Raw genomic sequence first — 16,449 nt, 5'->3', positions numbered from 1 at the left:
TGTGAATAGGAAATATTTTTTCTTTGATATTGATAATACACTAGCAGTGTGGCCTGATGGAACGATTCCTGAAAGTGCTCAATACTCCTTGGAGTATTTGCAGGATAAAGGGCATCACGTGGCGCTTGCTACGGGCCGTTTACAGGCAGATGCTATGCGCTTTGCCAAGATGGCAAAGACTCCGAATTTTGTGGCTGATGGGGGCTATAGCATTACAGAAAATTATGAAGTGCAATGGATGCAGGGCATGGACCGGGATCGCTGCGTGCAGTACCTTAAGTATTTAACAAGCCACAATGTGCCTTGGGGGGTGACCCACAAGAATGAATTTGTCCGTATTACTCCTTATGAAAGCGTCCTAGCATGGAATCCTAAGTGGGATATGATGCAAAATGAAGTCGTATCAGACTTGGTGCCTGAGGATATCGAGCATTTTTACAAGGTCTATGCGTTCATCACAGAAGAAGAGGAACAGCGACGTGGTATTGTACACATGACGAAGGATTTAATTCGCTATGGAGAAGGATGCATTTTGTTTGAACCTATGGATAAGGCTTATGGCATCCGGAAAATGATCGATGGCTTTGGCGCATCTTATCAAGATGTCATCGTCTTCGGTGATGGCTATAACGACCTATCCATGTTCCGACCAGACTGGCTGAACATTGCCATGGGTAATGGCCGTGATGCTCTGAAAGAAAAAGCTGACTATGTGACTGCATCTTGCTATGATGATGGAATTTATAAAGCATTGCAACATTTTGGTTTCATACCGAAGCAGTTTTAGTATGAATGAAGTAGATAGTATACTTTCATCATAACTATATGAAGCGGTTTGAACATCAAAATTAGTTATAGTATAATAAAGCGTAGATATATCGAAATGGGTCTTAAAAGGAGGACATACCATGGATTTAATTCAAAGTTTAAAAGAGCAAGCAAAAGGCTTGGGTAAAAAAATTGTATTGCCAGAATTCGAAGATAGCCGTGTCATCGAAGCAGCGGCTGCGATTTTGAAAGAAGGTTTCTGTGTACCTGTATTGGTTGGTGCAGAAGATAAAATTCAAGCGGCAGCTACAGCAGCTGGTGTATCTTTGGAAGGTGCTGAAATCATCAACCCAGCTACATTCGGCGAATTAAACAAAATGGTAGATACATTTGTAGAATTGCGCGCGAAAAAAGGCATGACACCTGAAAAAGCACATGCTACTATGACTGGCGATGCGTTATTCTTCGGTGCTATGTTAGTGCGTTTAGGTTTGGCTGACGGCATGGTAGCAGGTTCTGCTAGCCCTACAGCAAACGTACTTCGTGCAGCTATCCAAGTGGTAGGTACACAAGCTGGTTTGAAAACTGTATCCAGCTCTATGCTTGTGATCACTGATAAAAAAGAATACGGCGATGACGGTTTGTTGATCTTCTCCGATTGCGGCGTTATTCCTAACCCAACATCTGAACAATTGGCTGATATCGCTGAGTCCAGTGTTGGTAAAGCTCGTTCTGTAGCAGGCATGAAAGAACCTCGCGTATCCTTCTTGTCTTTCTCCACAAAAGGATCTGCTTCTTCTCCAGAAGTTGATAAAGTGGTAGCAGCTGTAGAAGACTTGAAAGGCCGTAATGTAGACTTCGCATTTGATGGGGAATTGCAACTAGATGCGTCCATCGTTCCATCTGTAGCAGAACGTAAAGCTCCAGGATCTCAAGTAGCTGGTAAAGCTAACATCTTAATTTTCCCTGACTTACAAGCTGCTAACATTGGTTATAAATTAGTACAACGTTTTGCTGGCGCTACTGCTATCGGACCAATTATTCAAGGTTTAGCAAAACCAATCCATGACCTTAGCCGTGGTTGCTCCGTAAGCGATATCGTTGACCTTTGTGCGATTGCTGCAGTGGAAGCAAAATAAGTCGTCTCTTGTTACGTTATGTAGCCTGTGGCGTTTTAACTGAATAATATAAAGGGAAGAGCACGACACATTCCTCCGCAAACTGATCCTACGGTAGGTTTGCTCCGGAACATGTCGTGCTCTTCTTGCGTTTATGTGATTCGGTCAGTAAAAACGCCACAAGGCTACTACACCTAAGGGCGTTCCTCAGAGAAAGAAGTCCTAAAATGCTTATGGCTCACATGGGTATTAAATAATAGAAGCAATTCTATTCCCCACAATGAAAGGTCATAGACTTTCACAAGAAAACCCTCCTGAGGTGCATACCTTGGGAGGGTTTTTCTAATTTGTGCTTTTAGTGTTACCTGATATGTGATATAATGGGAATATAAAAAGAGAGCCAATAACGTGGTGGTAGCGTTAGGCTCATCTGGGATATAGAATGGGCCTAACGTGCATAAGTAGTAGGAATACTTATTATAGCGTTAGGCTTTTCACATATTTAAAGATTATTTCTTCAAATAAGTGAGTAATGCTAATACGAACATAACGAATAAAATCATGATAGAAATTGCTTCGAATACGGTCATATTACTCACCTCCCTTACTAAGAAGAAAGATGAACCTAACTCACGTTAGAGACTCTCATGGCTATAGTATATCATAATAATATTCGTAATGTGAAAAATAAAGTAATTACTAATAAAAGGGCAATCCGTTTTCTAATCTTTTGTAGGTTGATTGGGCGTGACAGATTGCCTTTTTATATATGTGAAAAGGAAAATATGTTATAATGAAGGTAATCAATAAAATTATCAATTAGGAGTTAATATGAAAGTTACCTATTTAGAACATAGCGGTTTTGTCATTGAAGATGGCAGACGGGCCTATGTATTTGATTACTGGAAAGATCCAGCCGGAGTGATAGATACATTAGTAGCACAAGGCTACGAGTTACATGTTTTTGTATCCCATATCCATCATGACCATTACGTGAAATCAATTTTCAAATATTTACCATATATACACAGTGTTTGGTACCATGAAGATGTGCCAGCTTTGCGAGATATTTTCAAGGAATTGCAGGAGACAGCAGAGGCTAAGCAAGATGCTGAGAAAGCTAGTTTGGTGTTAGAAAGAATCAAACAAGGGTGTTCTAATCAAGGCCAAAATATGACAGAGGAACATCTGACAGAAGAGTTGGTACAACAAGTGTTTTCTTTGCACTCCATGAAAGTAGGCGACACATTAGAATCGGACAATCTGACTGTCACCATGTTTGGTTCCACTGATGAGGGCGGTTCATTCTTGGTGGATACAGGTACGCATCGCATCTTTCACGCAGGAGATTTAAACTGGTGGCATTGGTCTGGAGATACGCCTGAGAATATTGCAGAGGCAAAAGCGTTAAAGGAGAAAGAATTCGCACCTCTAACAGGTTTGTCTGTGGATATTATGATGTTCCCTGTAGATGCTCGGTTAGAAGTAGCTCGCGAGTGGGGAGCCTTAGAAGTGTTAGGTATAATGAACACGAAACTATTTATTCCTATGCATGCCAATGGATCTATTTGGGTGCCCTCGGACACATTCCGCCACACATACCCAAACCAACGTTGCTGGATTCCGGAACAACCGGGTGATGTAATAGAGGATGTGAACTAAATGACAGTGTGGTTACAACGTCATGGAGCAACGGCGTTACTAGTACTGATGAGTGTCATATTCTTAGTATCCTATCCTTTGCATAGAGATCCTTTCTGGGGTCTCATCACGCATATTTCAGGGGCCGCCATGATTGGTGGCTTAGCTGATTGGTATGCGGTGACAGCACTGTTTACGAAACCCTTGGGGATTCCTTTCAAAACGGCGCTCATCCCTAGGAATAAGGAACGGTTCGTGGAAATGGCACGGCATATGATGGTGGACGAACTCCTTCGGGTATCTCATATGTACGAGGTACTAAAACAGGAACGTGTACCAGGGCGGATTGTGTCATTTATGAATAGTGCCACTGGTCGGGGATATGTTCATGTGTGTTTTGAGGAACTGAAAGACCATGTGTTGCCCCATGTGAAAGAAAATTTACTGCAAGAACAATTGCTAGGGCATATCAAGAATGGTGTGGAATCTTGGCGAGTGACACCTTTTGTGGTTAGTTTGTGTCGTCAGCTGTTAGAACCAGAACGAGCAGAGGTGCTATGGATGCACATCAACCGTATGCTTCAACGATTGCTAGCGGCGGAAGGGATTCGCCCCTACTTATTAGGGCTAGTATCCTCTGTGATGAATCGCTATGCAGACCATTCATTTTTGCGAGAATTGGCGTTAGCATTAGGTGGGGAGTCACTTTCACCGGAATACATTACACACATGATACAGGTGAAAGGCTGCGCCTATTTGATGAGCCAAGAATCTTTGCAGTCGCCCTTGGGATCTGCGGTATACACGAAGGCTCGATGGGCAGTGGATGAACTTGCACAGAATGGACAGTGGCAACGGAAATTAGAAGATAAAAAAAATGCTTGGTTCCGGGAGTTCATCGAAGATGGCTATGTGTTGGAAGATACGTTGGACTTGGCACGCTATGTGGAGCAAGGAGAAACGGAATTGTACCATTTCTTTGAGCGCTTGGAAACGAATGCTGTGAAAGGTCGTAAGGCAGAGCGATTTATTCTATTCCAATTGTTGCATGTCTTAAATTACGTACGCCCTTGGATTGAACAGATTGTCGTGCGCGAGATGAATCGATTCACACCAGAGGAAATTACTCGCATATTACAATCTAAATTGGGCTATGATTTACAGATGATACGCATTAATGGGTCCTTGGTAGGTGCTATTTTAGGCGGTCTCTTCTACGGATTGACCTTGCTAAAAGGAGGGATTGTATGAGCCCTCGTGTTATAGAAATACCAAGAACGCCCTATACAACCTATGCGAATCGCTTGCTGCTCACCATGGCGGTTTTGTTTGGCTTGGTGTGGTGGGGACAGTGGTATATCACAGCTCCTTGGTATGATGGTTTGTATTGGTTTGTCCAATCTGCCCTCATCGGTAGCGTAGCGGACTGGTTTGCGGTGACTGCTTTATTTCGAAAACCTTTGGGTGTGTCCTTTCATACGGAACTGATTCCACGGAATAAGAATCGCCTTATTGAGGGGATTATCCGCATGGTGAATACGAAACTTCTCACCTATGATCAATGTAAAAGGGCTATTGAACGGGTACAGTTTGTACCGTTTATAGACCAATATATTCGCAGTGATGTAGGACGGAATACGGTGCGCCAAGGGATTGCTACTGTGTTGTCGGAGTTGTGGGAGCGACGTAGTGATCGGGAGTGGGCCCAATGGGGAGCACAGCGGTTGCGGAAATTTTTGCATAATCAGTCTTTTATCGGTCCTATGCAACAGACTTTACTGCATGTGTGTGAGCACAATCGCTATGAAAGTGTGGTCATTCGAGGTATCGATTATTTGCAGAGGGCTTTGTATACACCGAAAGCACAGCAATGGCTAGAAGCGGTTATTAAGGAAGAAATCGAAAAGCGCAAGAAAGATGTAGTGTCTGCCATGCTCATTGGACTTTCAGAAGGATTGAACATCGTGAACGTCCAAGAAATGGCACGGGCCATCATCGAAGAAGTGCATCAAATGTTGGAGCGCTGGAAACAGCCGAACAGTACGGAACGCCTCGTGTGGTTGCATCAATGGGTAGGACCTTTGCAACATATGGCGTCGAACCGAAGCATCACAAAGACCTTGGACGATGCTATTCAACAGTGGATCGATGTGCAAGATTGGGAGCTCATGTTAGAAGAGTATGTATGCCCACGGATTCGTGAAGGCATGGTATCTGCGGATGGGACATCGCCAATGGCCATTGCGTTGGAATCGAGTTTTCAAGAGTTGTGGAATCATTACTGTGAAGAGCCGGGCATGGTGGAACGGTTAGAAGAAGCCTTAACTCATATTATGCTGCACATTGCTTCGAAGAGCCATGGGTTTATCGGTATCATCATCCGTGAAGTACTACAAAGCTTAAGTACAGAACGGTTCATCCATTTTATTGAAAGTAAGGTGGAAGAAGACCTTGCTTGGATCCGCATTAACGGTGCCCTCGTAGGCGGCGTAGCAGGATTGGGGACCTGGTTGTTCTTGTATTATGTGTATGAGCCAGTGTTGCATGGACTAGGAATACTATAATTTCTAGAAAATATTTTATAGTGTAAGCGGAGTGCAGTTCTATAGTGTGGATGTATTTCGATTGGAATAGAATGTATATGGCTGTTTTCTGATTGGATTAATAGTATATAGGATACACGTTCTGTGATGCGCATTGTTTAGCAAATCGAATATATATTAAAAAAACAGGGGACCCAGATTCGATGGAATCGGGTCCCCTGTTCTCATTTGAAAGTTCTATATGGTTGCAGCTCTCTAATTGAGACATATAGGTAATGAAAAGTTTCGTTGTTACAGTGATAGGATTATGCTTCTTGCACGGTGTTAAGGTTGAGCTCCAAGTCTTTGATCATTTGTAGATCATCTAATGGAGAGCGACCAGCTGTTGTTAGGTAACCACCCACCATAATACCGTTCAAACCACCTTTTAATGCGTAAGATTGTAAGTCACGAAGGTTCACTTCACGACCGCCAGCCGTACGAATCAAAGCCTTTGGCAATACGAAGCGGAACACAGCAAAGGTTCGAAGAATTTCCAATGGAGGAATTGGTTTATTGTTTTCGAATGGTGTGTTCTTGATAGGGTTAAGAATGTTCAAAGGAACGGAGTCTACCCCTAATCGTTTTAACTCGAATGCCATTTCAACACGTTGCTCTTTGGTTTCATTCAATCCCAAGATACCGCCGGAGCAAACACGAATGCCTGCCTTTTGTGCATTGGAGATAGTGAACATTTTATCTTCATAAGAGTGTGTTGTACAAATGTCTGGGAAATGGCTTGGTGCTGTTTCGATGTTGGAGTGATAACGTGTCACACCAATTTCTTTTAATTGAACGGCTTGCTCGTAGGTCAATAAACCAAGGGAGCAACAAATCTCTAACCCAGTTTCTTTACGAATACGAGTGAGAGCACTCAAGATTTGCTCGAACTCTTTTGGGTTGTTTGTGTTACGGCCACTTGTAACGATGGAGAAGCGGATAGCGCCAGCTTCTTTCGCTTTTTTAGCAACGTTAACGATTTCATCCTCTTCCATGAAAGGATACACAGTAACACCAGTGTCATGATGGGCGGATTGAGCACAGAATTTACAGTTTTCTGGGCATTTACCGGAACGGGCGTTCACGATGGCACATAGGTCTACTGTATCGTCATTGAACTTTTGACGGATTTTATCAGCCATAGCTAAAAGAATCATAGTGTCTTCGTCAGATGTGTGAATCAGCTGCTCTGCCTCTTCACGAGTGATCTCGCCACCATCTAATACTTTTTGCGCGTAGGCTATGATTGTTTCATAGGAAATAGATTTGGATACAGTTTCCATAATTACACCTCGTAATAGTTGTTTGATTTTAATGACTACATCATAATGACTACATTATATAATTATTGTTAACTTGCGTCAATAGTATAAGCGTTAACAGAGAGCGGAGATTATTTTGCTATGCAGGTATTCTGCGCTTATAGAATTTTATTCCATATGTAGAATTTGTGGTATAATGGGTTCGTAGAAGAGTTAATGACGTGTTGTTAGGCTCATCTCTTCCTCGTAAGGGAGGAGGTGGTTGCTATGACTAAATATGAAAAAATCTCCTTGATGATTTCTATTGTTAGTTTAGCAATTCAGTTCATTGATCTAGTAAAATAGACAATGAAAAAGCCTAACGGATAAGGTCTCACACACCTTAGCACGTTAGGCATATTTCATTTTGCATTCTTTTGAGATGAGCCTAACGCCAGCACACGTTATTAGCTCTTCTTGTTTATATGCTAAGTATAGCATTGTTTATTGCTAAATGCAAATATCACTAGACTTTACGTGAATATATGGAGAAAAATCGTTGTAATTTTTGGTGTAGTCATTTTTCGTGTTTACTTTTATAATAGAGAGTAAGAATATATTTTAGAAATAATAGCTTAATTTTTGGGGATAATGGAGTAATAAAAGGAACCGCCCAAGAACTGAGAGTTAAAGATAGATATATACATGTAAGGGCGTAAGGTTTGTTATTCTGGAGGGCCTAGATGATTGTCCTAGATGCAAATGCAGGGATTCCCATGTACGAGCAGGTATATGAGGCTGTAAAAGTACATATTGAGCAGGGCTTATACCGTCCAGGGGAACGGCTTCCTTCTATACGATCTATGGCGGCACAGTTAGGGGTCAGTAAGATTACGGTGGAACAAGCCTATCTACAACTGGCTACGGAAGGATATATTCAAGCTCATAACAAGGCCCCTTATGAGGTATTGGAGATTGTGCAGCCTCTAGGTGGCGATTGTGATACTATGATGCAGAATTATCCTACATGGAATATGTCCTGTGAAGGAAGTCTTTCACCAGTGAAATCTCCGATTCTCTACAATTTTGCTACCGGAGACATGGATCCAGAAGGATTTGATTTTAAGCGATGGAAGCGTTTTATTGGATATGCCTTACGAGATACGAAACGTCTTATGACCTATGGTCAATTAGAAGGGGAACCAGAACTGCGGGGTGCGTTGAATCAATATTTGCAACAGGCACGAGGTGTAAGAGCTACAGCAGATCGTATTCTTGTGACTAGTGGTACTCTTAATTCTTTGCAAATGATCGTCTCTTTATTGCAACGTCAAGGAAAATCTAAGGTGGCTTTGGATCGTCAAAGTCCTAGTTTTGCGAAAGCAGTTTGGAAGGACTATGGATTTTCTGTGCTAGAACTAGATATGCGTTCTCCGGGGCGAATCCATACTCTTCAAAAAGCGCAGATAGATGTGGTCTATTGTATGCCATCTCATGGAGATAGTATGGGACGCATCATGACGATACAAGAACGAATGGAATTGTTGCGATGGGCTCAGCATAAAGAGGCATATATTATCGAGGATGACTATGATAGTGAACTTCGTTATTATGGGAAGCCTGTATTATCCTTACAAGGAATGGATAGAAATGATTGCGTGATTTACATGGGCACACCATCGAAGGTATTACCACCTTCTATTCGATTAAGCTATCTTGTATTGCCAATCACTTTGTATAAAGACTTTCATAGTCATCGTAAAGATTACGGGCAAAGTGCTAGTGTCCTAGAACAGTTGGCATGGGCTATGTATATGAATGCAGGGGAATGGAATAAACAAATTCGTCGGCTTCGAAAACACTATTTAGAAAAAAGTAAGTATTTTACTAGTTTATTGCGACGCTATTTGGGTGATACTTATGAAGTGGTTGCTCCTGAAGGAGGAGTCTATGCAGGGGTGCGACTCAGGTATGTGGATGGAGAACAGTTGGCATTACGAGCCTTAGCATCGGCTTGTGATGTTAAGGTGTTAGATACAGTGGACACCGATATGGTGGAGGTTTTATTGTCTTTTAGCGGTATTCCTACCTGTGAATTAGAACGGGCAGTACAGATATTAGCAAAGGCATGGAAAGGGTTATAATATGGGTATACCATTTAGATTTATACAATGTGGGGATCTCCATTTAGGGGCGCCTTTTCGCTATTTAAAATCATTTGGCAGATCCTTAGATGCAGCCATGGTACGTGCTACCTATACATCCTTTCAGAATATTGTAAATCTAGCTATTCGTCAGCGTGTAGCAGCAGTTCTGGTTACAGGTGATGTATATGATGGAGTAGACCATCCTTTAGAAGCAGAGATGCATTTTGTACGTGGATGTGAAAGTTTGGATAAGGAACAGATTGCTGTTTATGTAGTACAAGGTAATCATGACCCTGCTGATAGTTGGAAGCGACATATGCCGTTGCCAAAGAATGTGCATATCTTTTCATCTGAATGGGTGGAACGGTTTCCGCTTCTAGTGCGAGGACAAGAGGTAGCGGGTCTGTATGGACGGAGTATTGACCATAGTACACAATATGAAGATATGGCCTCTACTATCCATCCATTGCGGAGCGATCCTTTTTCCATTGCCCTGGTGCATGGTACAGTAGGCATCCATGAAGGGCATGATCAGACAGGACCTTGTACACTGGAATCCTTGCGTAGCATTCCTATTCAATATTGGGCCTTTGGGCATGTTCATAAGCGTCAAATTATTAGCGATCATCCATATATTGTGTATGCAGGAAATACACAAGGATTGCATCGTGGTGAAAGCGGGCCGAAAGGTTGCTATGTAGTGGATGTATCTAGTCGTGGTACTGTAGAAACGCAATTTTATGAGACGAATGCCATCCGTTTTGCTGAAGAGACTATTGATTTAGGACAAGTAAAATCTGTATTGGAGATGTTAGAAATGTTGCGTCACAAAAAAGAGATGTTACGGAAATCTAATATATCTATTTTGTTATCGATTCGCTTAATAGGAGCAGGACCTTTATCAGAGATGGCACGAGATAGCAAGGTTCGAGCTACTTGGATAGAGGAATCTCATGCTGAAGAGACAGGTAAATATGGAGTGTATATTATCGGTATCGATTGTGAATTAGGTAGTATTAGTCATCCAAGTATAGCACCGGGGATGATTAGGGATTATGTGAAAGCTATCGATTCCATGCATACGGGGATAGAAGCACTAGAAATGATTGTAAAAGCTCGCCCAGAATGGAAGCGATTAGGAACGCATAGTCGACTAGTGACAGAGGCTATGTTGCAATCTGCCTATGAAAAGGCGAGACGTGATGGAGTCCGTTTATTACAGGGGAATGATCATGAAGATTAAAGAGATATATATAGAACAATATGGCCCCTATACTAAGTGGAGATTTCAGCCCCATGATACAGGATTACATGTGTTATATGGACCGAACGGGAGCGGAAAAACTACATTGCTCCAAGCCTTTCGTGGTATTTTACTGGGAACAAAGAGGAAAGAAGAGCCTGTAGATGGATATATTCTAGTGGAGCGAGGAGGTCACACATACCATATTGGGCGTAAAGGAAAAGAACTAGACTTTTACGAGGTAGGAGGAGAGCGCTATACCGTAGAGCCAGCAGAATTATGGTGGCAAGGACTAGATAAAAAGACATACGATCGCATTTTTGCTATTACCTTAGATGATCTACAAGGGGTAGACATCATACAGGAAGTAAACGTGAGAACTCGGTTTTTTGGTGCTGAGGGCGGAGAATCTCTGGGTACACTTGTGAAAGATGTAGATGAATTAGCCAGTCAGTTATTAGTAGCATCACCTACTGGTAAGCGAACCATTAATGCTTTGTTGGACCGTTTGCAAGAGTCAGAACAGGAAATCCGTAAACTTCAGCAAGGAGAACAGGAGTATTATACATGGCAAGCTTCTTTAGTAGAGCTAGAGCAGAAAGAAACTGCATTGCAAGAGCAACGGCAAGAGCGCAAGGAGTATCTACAAGAAGTGGAACGTGTTTTGCGTGCTTGGGATACGTATAAACGGGCAGAAGAAGCAAAACAACATATGCATCAATTCCATGTGAATGAGCCTTTAGAACGAGAAACGTTTTTAGCGTTAGATGAAGAAATTCGTCGCTGCCAAGAGTATATGCGTGTGTGGCGTGGTAAAGAGGAAGGGCTAGTACCAGATAACTTTGATCCCGAAGATAGGCTTGGAATGTATGAGCAAGAAATTGAAAGTTTGTACCAAGAGATATCTAAGTGGACACAGTTAGAAAAAGAATGCCGTGAAGGAGATCTCTATCTAGAAAAAGTACAGGCGCAACTGGCAATCATAGGAAAATCTCATAAGTATTGGCGTGATGTAGAAGAGTTTCCTAGAGATGTGAATTGGCATGATGGGGAACAAGCAGCACGGCAATTACGAAGTGCTCGTGAAGCCTATGAGGCATGGCAACGTCGAGAGCCGTTTCCACAGGATGATAGAGCCCTTCAGGTAGCTGATGCAGTGAGAGGGCTAGAAGAAAAACAAACTGCCCTAGAAGCTCTCAAGAATGCATACCTATTAGGACAACAGGCTGAGCCTGAGGTAATAGTGAAATCGGGACGAGCTTACTATATAGGTGGAACAGTATTAGTAGTGTTAGGTATAATCCTATTAGCTTGGCATATGACTTATGCAGATGTGTTTGGTACACAGGCTATAGCGGGCATCCTAGGGGTATTGCTAGGCGTGGCTCTAATAGTTCAAAAATATAAGGCGAGAAAAACAGATTCAGTAGGTGCGAACACATCTGTTAAAGACTTCTCAAGTTTGGAAGAGATAGCTAAACGAACTATGCCAACTACGGAAGAGGAGTATGAAAGTTTACTTTCAGATATACAGGAAGTAGCGGAACAAATCAAAGGCTATGAAGAGGATGTAAGCCATTTTAAGGCTTACGAAGTAATGAAAGCGCAGTGGGTGACGGAAGGTAAAACCTTGGAAGCGGCAGGCACTGAGGCCATGGATGTCTGGGAAGCCTGGTTGCCAAAGGCGGCTAAACAGACGAACCGAGATGATGCATTCTATGGCATGAAAGAAGAATATCAAGCGTATCATGAGCGATTACGTGAGTTTGAGGGCTACCAAAAGCAAGTGGGCTTGCATCATGAACAATTGGATGCGATTGTGAATCGGTGTCGAAAATTGTGGAGCTCCTTGCAGTTGCAGACATTGCCATCTATCGTAGAGCTGCGTGTAGTCTATCATCAATTGCAATTACATAAGCAGAATCGTGTGCGGTGGGAGCAAAAGGAAAGCCAGCGTAAAAACTATCGTGAAGAATATGCTACGTGGAGCAAGAAAGAAAAAGAGTTATTCTTAGCCCAAGAAGAGTTGATTCAAAAAGGTGGTGCTAAGAGTGCGGCAGAATATCGTCAGCGCTTATTGGAACAGGATCAATATAAGCAGTGGGAGACGATTTATCGGCAAAGTCAGCGACAATTGGATTTGTTGGCACCGAAAGAATTTCATAAGGATGTGTGGTATCGTCGTTTACAAGGCAATGATAAAGGGAAGTGGGAATTAGAGTACTCCCGCAGTGAAACGGAATTAGCGAATATTGAATCATCCTTACAGGCATTGTATGAAGAGCGGGGGACCTTGCAGGAATCTATGCGCCACTTGAGCACATCTCATGCAGTGTCCGAAGCATTGTTGAAAAAAGAACAACTAGAAGCGGAGCTTCGAGAAGCTTTAGAAGAGTGGATGACTTATGTATTCATCAACCATGGCATGGAACTAGCACAACAAGAATACGAAACAGATCGGCAACCGGCGATGCTGGCGAGAGCGTCTGCCTATGTGAAAGCCATGACAGGTGGTATCTATACTCTGCATATGGATGATGCGCATAAAGGGGCATATGTAAAAGATACAACGGGACGAGAGATTCCTTTATGTAAATGGAGTAGTGGACTGGGAGATCAAGTGTATTTGGCATTGCGACTTAGTTTGGCGGAGTCATTTGCTGAAAAAGTAGAATCTTTACCGTTACTGTTAGATGATGTGTTAGTTAGATTTGATTTAGAACGGCAAAAGTTGACGTTACAGGTAATAGAAAGAATTAGTGAACATACACAAGTATTTTTATTTACTTGCCATGAGACGACGAGCCAGTTAGCTAGCGAAAATGCGCATACATATAATCTTGAGTTTATAGGTATGGGCATCACTTCTAACGCTATATAAGTCGTCACTTGTAACGTTATGTAGCCTGTGGTGGGGTTAACTAAATATGATAAAGAGAAGACCGTAACACACCCCTTCTCAAACTATACAGTGGTTATGTTTGTTCAGGGGTATGTTACGGTCTTCTTGTGTTTGTGTGATTTAGGTAGAAAGGCCCGCCACAAGGCTACTACGCGTGACGGCGTTCCTCTGGGGGCTCTTTTTTGTTAGATTCATTATAGCACAGGTTGGCTTATAGATTTATTTAGCAAAAAGTTCACGATACGAGAAATTTTTGTAGTATAATATAAAATTAGAAGAGTCATTGACGTGATGTTAGGTTCATCTTCTTTACTCGGTAAAGGAGGTGGGTAATATGACGGTATTTGAAGCATTATCTTTGATAATTGGTTTCGGTATTTTATTATTAGCATTACTCACATACTTAAAAAAGTAATTTTTGATATGTGAAAGACCTAACGATTTAATAAGTATTCCCATTACTTATACACGTTAGGTCATCATTTTATAGTATTCCAGATGAGCCTAACGCCTTCACACGTTGATGGCTCTTCTTTTGTTACATTTATTATAGCACGGTTTATAGATGTATTACAAGGCTACCATGGATAACGGTTTACCTTAAGGCTTAAGGCCTTGATTATCTGTATGTGGAGATACCATCGGTATATAATGTGTTTTTAGTACCTAGTACGGTCTAGTCTAGTGTGTGCTAGATATTACTGATTGAGAGTAGTATAATACTCTCTATATGAGAGGAGTGTATGATGAACTATTTTTGGATACGTAAATATTGGATATATATAATAGTGGTGGCGGCACTACTCGTTGCAGGTGGTGTATTCGCATGGATGCTGCCTAAAACGGTGCAAGTGATGAACCCTGTAGAACGTCAAATGCCGGTGCGCATCAGTCATGAAGCGAACATTACGGCATTGCATAAGGCTAGCGTGGAACCGACGGTGTCGGGACCAGTGTCTACTTTCACAGTGAAAGTAGGTGACATGGTGAAAGCCGGTCAAGTGTTGGCTATGATTGACACGACGTCACTACAACAACAGTTGCAATCGCTATTAGGACAGTTGCAGGAGGCGCGGAGTCGGGTGCCACAACAGAGTACATCGACTACAGTAGTGGGTGGTAGTGTATCATCAGCGGATGTGGAGAGGGCACGATATATGCGTGATGCTGGCATTATTACGAATCGCGAGTTTGAAACGATTGCGGCGAGGGCGCAATCGCAAGTGGTAACGGTTCCTTCCTATTCAGGCGGATCTGGGGCGGATACCTCGGGTATTGAAGCAGCCATCGCTAAAATACAAGCACAAATAGCAGCAGCGCAAGTGCTTTCACCGATGGAAGGTAGAGTAGCAGCTATTTATAATGAAGATAGAAAGATTGCCATCGAAGGGAAGCCACTTATTCTTATACAACAAGATTCTCCAGTGGTGGCCACATTGAGTGTCCCACAAAGCTTTGGATCTATTTTGAAGCAGCCCAGCATTACTGGTGGCGTGGATGTCTATTTAGATGTAAATGGAACACAGGCGCCGGGACAGATTACATTTGTGGGAACCGAATCAGGGCCGAGTATCACGGTGAAAGCAACTTTTAACGTACAATCTGGACAAGTGACGATTGGAGAGTTCTATACATTGGTGATTGAAACGAAAGTGGAAGCACCGGCGCTTACTTTGCCTAAAGAAGTTATTCGTGATGGTGAGAATGGTAAGTTTGTATATGTGTTAACAGATGAAAATACAATTGATATTAAGACAATTGAGATTGGATTAGAAGTGGATGGTGCTGTGACCATACTTGATGGGTTAAATCCGACAGATCGAGTAGTCACAAGTAAAGGGAACTTCGAACTGGGCGAAAGCGTTCACTTGTGATGCTATGTAGGCTGGACGGTCTCGGTTATGTATAGCAAAGGGAAACGAGCAACACATTCCTTCACAAACGGTACTACGTAATGTTTGTTTAGGAACATGTTGCTCATTTCTATGCTGATTGGTTTACTTAGCTAATAAAAGACCGTCCAAAGGCTACTACGCATGACTGCGTTCTCTTCGGGGATGATGTGTGAGAAGAGGCCGGTACATTCCTTTAGAAACGGTATTTCATAATGAATCGTCTCTTGTGATGCTATGAAGCCTGTGGTGGTTTTAACTTAATATAATAAAGGGAAGAGCACGGTATACCCCCTCTCAAACGGTATTTCATAATGTTTGTTCGGGGGCACACCGTGCTCTTCTCGTGTTTGCTTGATTTAGTCAATAATAACACCACAAGGCTACTACTCAAAACAGCGTTCCTCAGATGGGAAGTATATGAGTGGTTGATAGGGGGCATATATTTGTATGATGTAGTCAATAACATAGCTATAAAGGTCCAACACATGATAGGGTTGGTTAAGTAGAGATAAAAAATTGGTAGAGTACGGCATTCTATTTGTGTAGAGATAAGGATATTATTTGATGAAAGTTTTAAGATGCTATAGGTATAACTTTGTTGTCTACTAGGAGCATTAAATTATTATATACATATAGAGGATGAGTATAAAAATTTAAAATTAGGGGTTGCTTTTTGCTTGGAAATAGAATATACTATTAAACATGTTCGAGAGAACATGCGGTTCATACTTAGATGAACCTAAAATGAAAAAAGATTAAAAATAACTGTTGACACGAACTTGTGAATCTGTTATTATAATCTAGTCGCCACAACGTAGTGTTGTGAAGACAAAGTTGATCTTTGAAAACTGAACAATAAAAGGTAATTACTTCGAAAGAAGTAAACATAAGCCAGAGTGCGGGTTTCACATA

12 protein-coding genes are annotated in these 16,449 nt (G+C 42.0%); 10 read left to right on the top strand and 2 right to left on the bottom strand.

Annotated elements, in window-relative coordinates; all coding sequences use genetic code 11:
* Nucleotide 1 precedes the first annotated feature (1 nt).
* Together EO112_RS06885 and pta are read left to right on the top strand one after the other, a co-directional pair.
* Complete coding sequence (locus EO112_RS06885) at nucleotides 2-787, top strand: HAD family hydrolase (protein WP_062401346.1); 786 nt, start codon at nucleotides 2-4, stop codon at nucleotides 785-787.
* Nucleotides 788-908: 121 nt separating this feature from the next.
* The gene (gene pta / locus EO112_RS06880) at nucleotides 909-1,907 is read left to right on the top strand and encodes a phosphate acetyltransferase (RefSeq protein WP_062401348.1); all 999 of its coding nucleotides are present in this window, start codon (nucleotides 909-911) and stop codon (nucleotides 1,905-1,907) included.
* Between the two features lie 488 nt (nucleotides 1,908-2,395).
* Here the strand turns inward: pta and EO112_RS08440 are convergent, their stop codons facing one another.
* Nucleotides 2,396-2,476: a putative holin-like toxin gene (locus tag EO112_RS08440; RefSeq protein WP_370106747.1), complete on the bottom strand. Its 81-nt coding sequence runs from the start codon at nucleotides 2,474-2,476 to the stop codon at nucleotides 2,396-2,398.
* Nucleotides 2,477-2,717: 241 nt separating this feature from the next.
* On the opposite strand from EO112_RS08440, the gene EO112_RS06875 reads away from it, so the two are divergent.
* Genes EO112_RS06875 through EO112_RS06865 form a run of 3 tightly spaced genes read left to right on the top strand, consistent with a single transcriptional unit; the run spans nucleotide 2,718 to nucleotide 6,091 of the window.
* Nucleotides 2,718-3,548 carry an MBL fold metallo-hydrolase gene (locus EO112_RS06875; protein WP_062401272.1) on the top strand — a complete coding sequence of 277 codons (831 nt, stop codon included), beginning with the start codon at nucleotides 2,718-2,720 and terminating at the stop codon, nucleotides 3,546-3,548.
* Nucleotides 3,549-4,778 carry a DUF445 family protein gene (locus EO112_RS06870; RefSeq protein ID WP_062401270.1) on the top strand — a complete coding sequence of 410 codons (1,230 nt, stop codon included), beginning with the start codon at nucleotides 3,549-3,551 and terminating at the stop codon, nucleotides 4,776-4,778.
* Nucleotides 4,775-6,091, top strand: coding sequence for a DUF445 domain-containing protein (locus EO112_RS06865; protein ID WP_127163602.1), 1,317 nt, complete (start codon nucleotides 4,775-4,777; stop codon nucleotides 6,089-6,091). The genes EO112_RS06870 and EO112_RS06865 overlap by 4 nt, the downstream gene beginning before the upstream one ends.
* 284 nt (nucleotides 6,092-6,375) lie before the next feature.
* Here EO112_RS06865 and bioB read toward each other — a convergent pair whose 3' ends face one another.
* Nucleotides 6,376-7,392: a biotin synthase BioB gene (gene bioB, locus EO112_RS06860; protein ID WP_127163599.1), complete on the bottom strand. Its 1,017-nt coding sequence runs from the start codon at nucleotides 7,390-7,392 to the stop codon at nucleotides 6,376-6,378.
* Between the two features lie 701 nt (nucleotides 7,393-8,093).
* On the opposite strand from bioB, the gene EO112_RS06855 reads away from it, so the two are divergent.
* The 5 genes from EO112_RS06855 (at nucleotide 8,094) to EO112_RS06840 (ending at nucleotide 15,516) form a co-directional block, all read left to right on the top strand.
* Nucleotides 8,094-9,494, top strand: a complete 1,401-nt coding sequence (locus EO112_RS06855) for a PLP-dependent aminotransferase family protein (RefSeq protein ID WP_126941127.1) — start codon at nucleotides 8,094-8,096, stop codon at nucleotides 9,492-9,494.
* A 1-nt stretch (nucleotide 9,495) separates the two neighbouring features.
* Nucleotides 9,496-10,740, top strand: a complete 1,245-nt coding sequence (locus EO112_RS06850; RefSeq protein ID WP_127163597.1) for a DNA repair exonuclease — start codon at nucleotides 9,496-9,498, stop codon at nucleotides 10,738-10,740.
* Entirely contained in the window at nucleotides 10,730-13,621 is a 2,892-nt protein-coding gene (locus EO112_RS06845) for an AAA family ATPase (protein WP_164723964.1), read from the top strand. Before EO112_RS06850 ends, EO112_RS06845 begins: the two co-directional genes overlap by 11 nt.
* 355 nt (nucleotides 13,622-13,976) lie before the next feature.
* Nucleotides 13,977-14,057: a putative holin-like toxin gene (locus EO112_RS08435; protein ID WP_370106745.1), complete on the top strand. Its 81-nt coding sequence runs from the start codon at nucleotides 13,977-13,979 to the stop codon at nucleotides 14,055-14,057.
* A gap of 331 nt (nucleotides 14,058-14,388) precedes the next feature.
* Complete coding sequence (locus EO112_RS06840) at nucleotides 14,389-15,516, top strand: efflux RND transporter periplasmic adaptor subunit (protein WP_164723963.1); 1,128 nt, start codon at nucleotides 14,389-14,391, stop codon at nucleotides 15,514-15,516.
* The last annotated feature ends 933 nt before the right edge of the window (nucleotides 15,517-16,449 follow it).

The sequence above is a fragment of the Veillonella sp. VA141 genome (assembly GCF_003992175.1).
In the GTDB taxonomy this organism is placed as follows: domain Bacteria; phylum Bacillota; class Negativicutes; order Veillonellales; family Veillonellaceae; genus F0422.
This window is presented reverse-complemented; position numbering and strand designations above follow the sequence as displayed.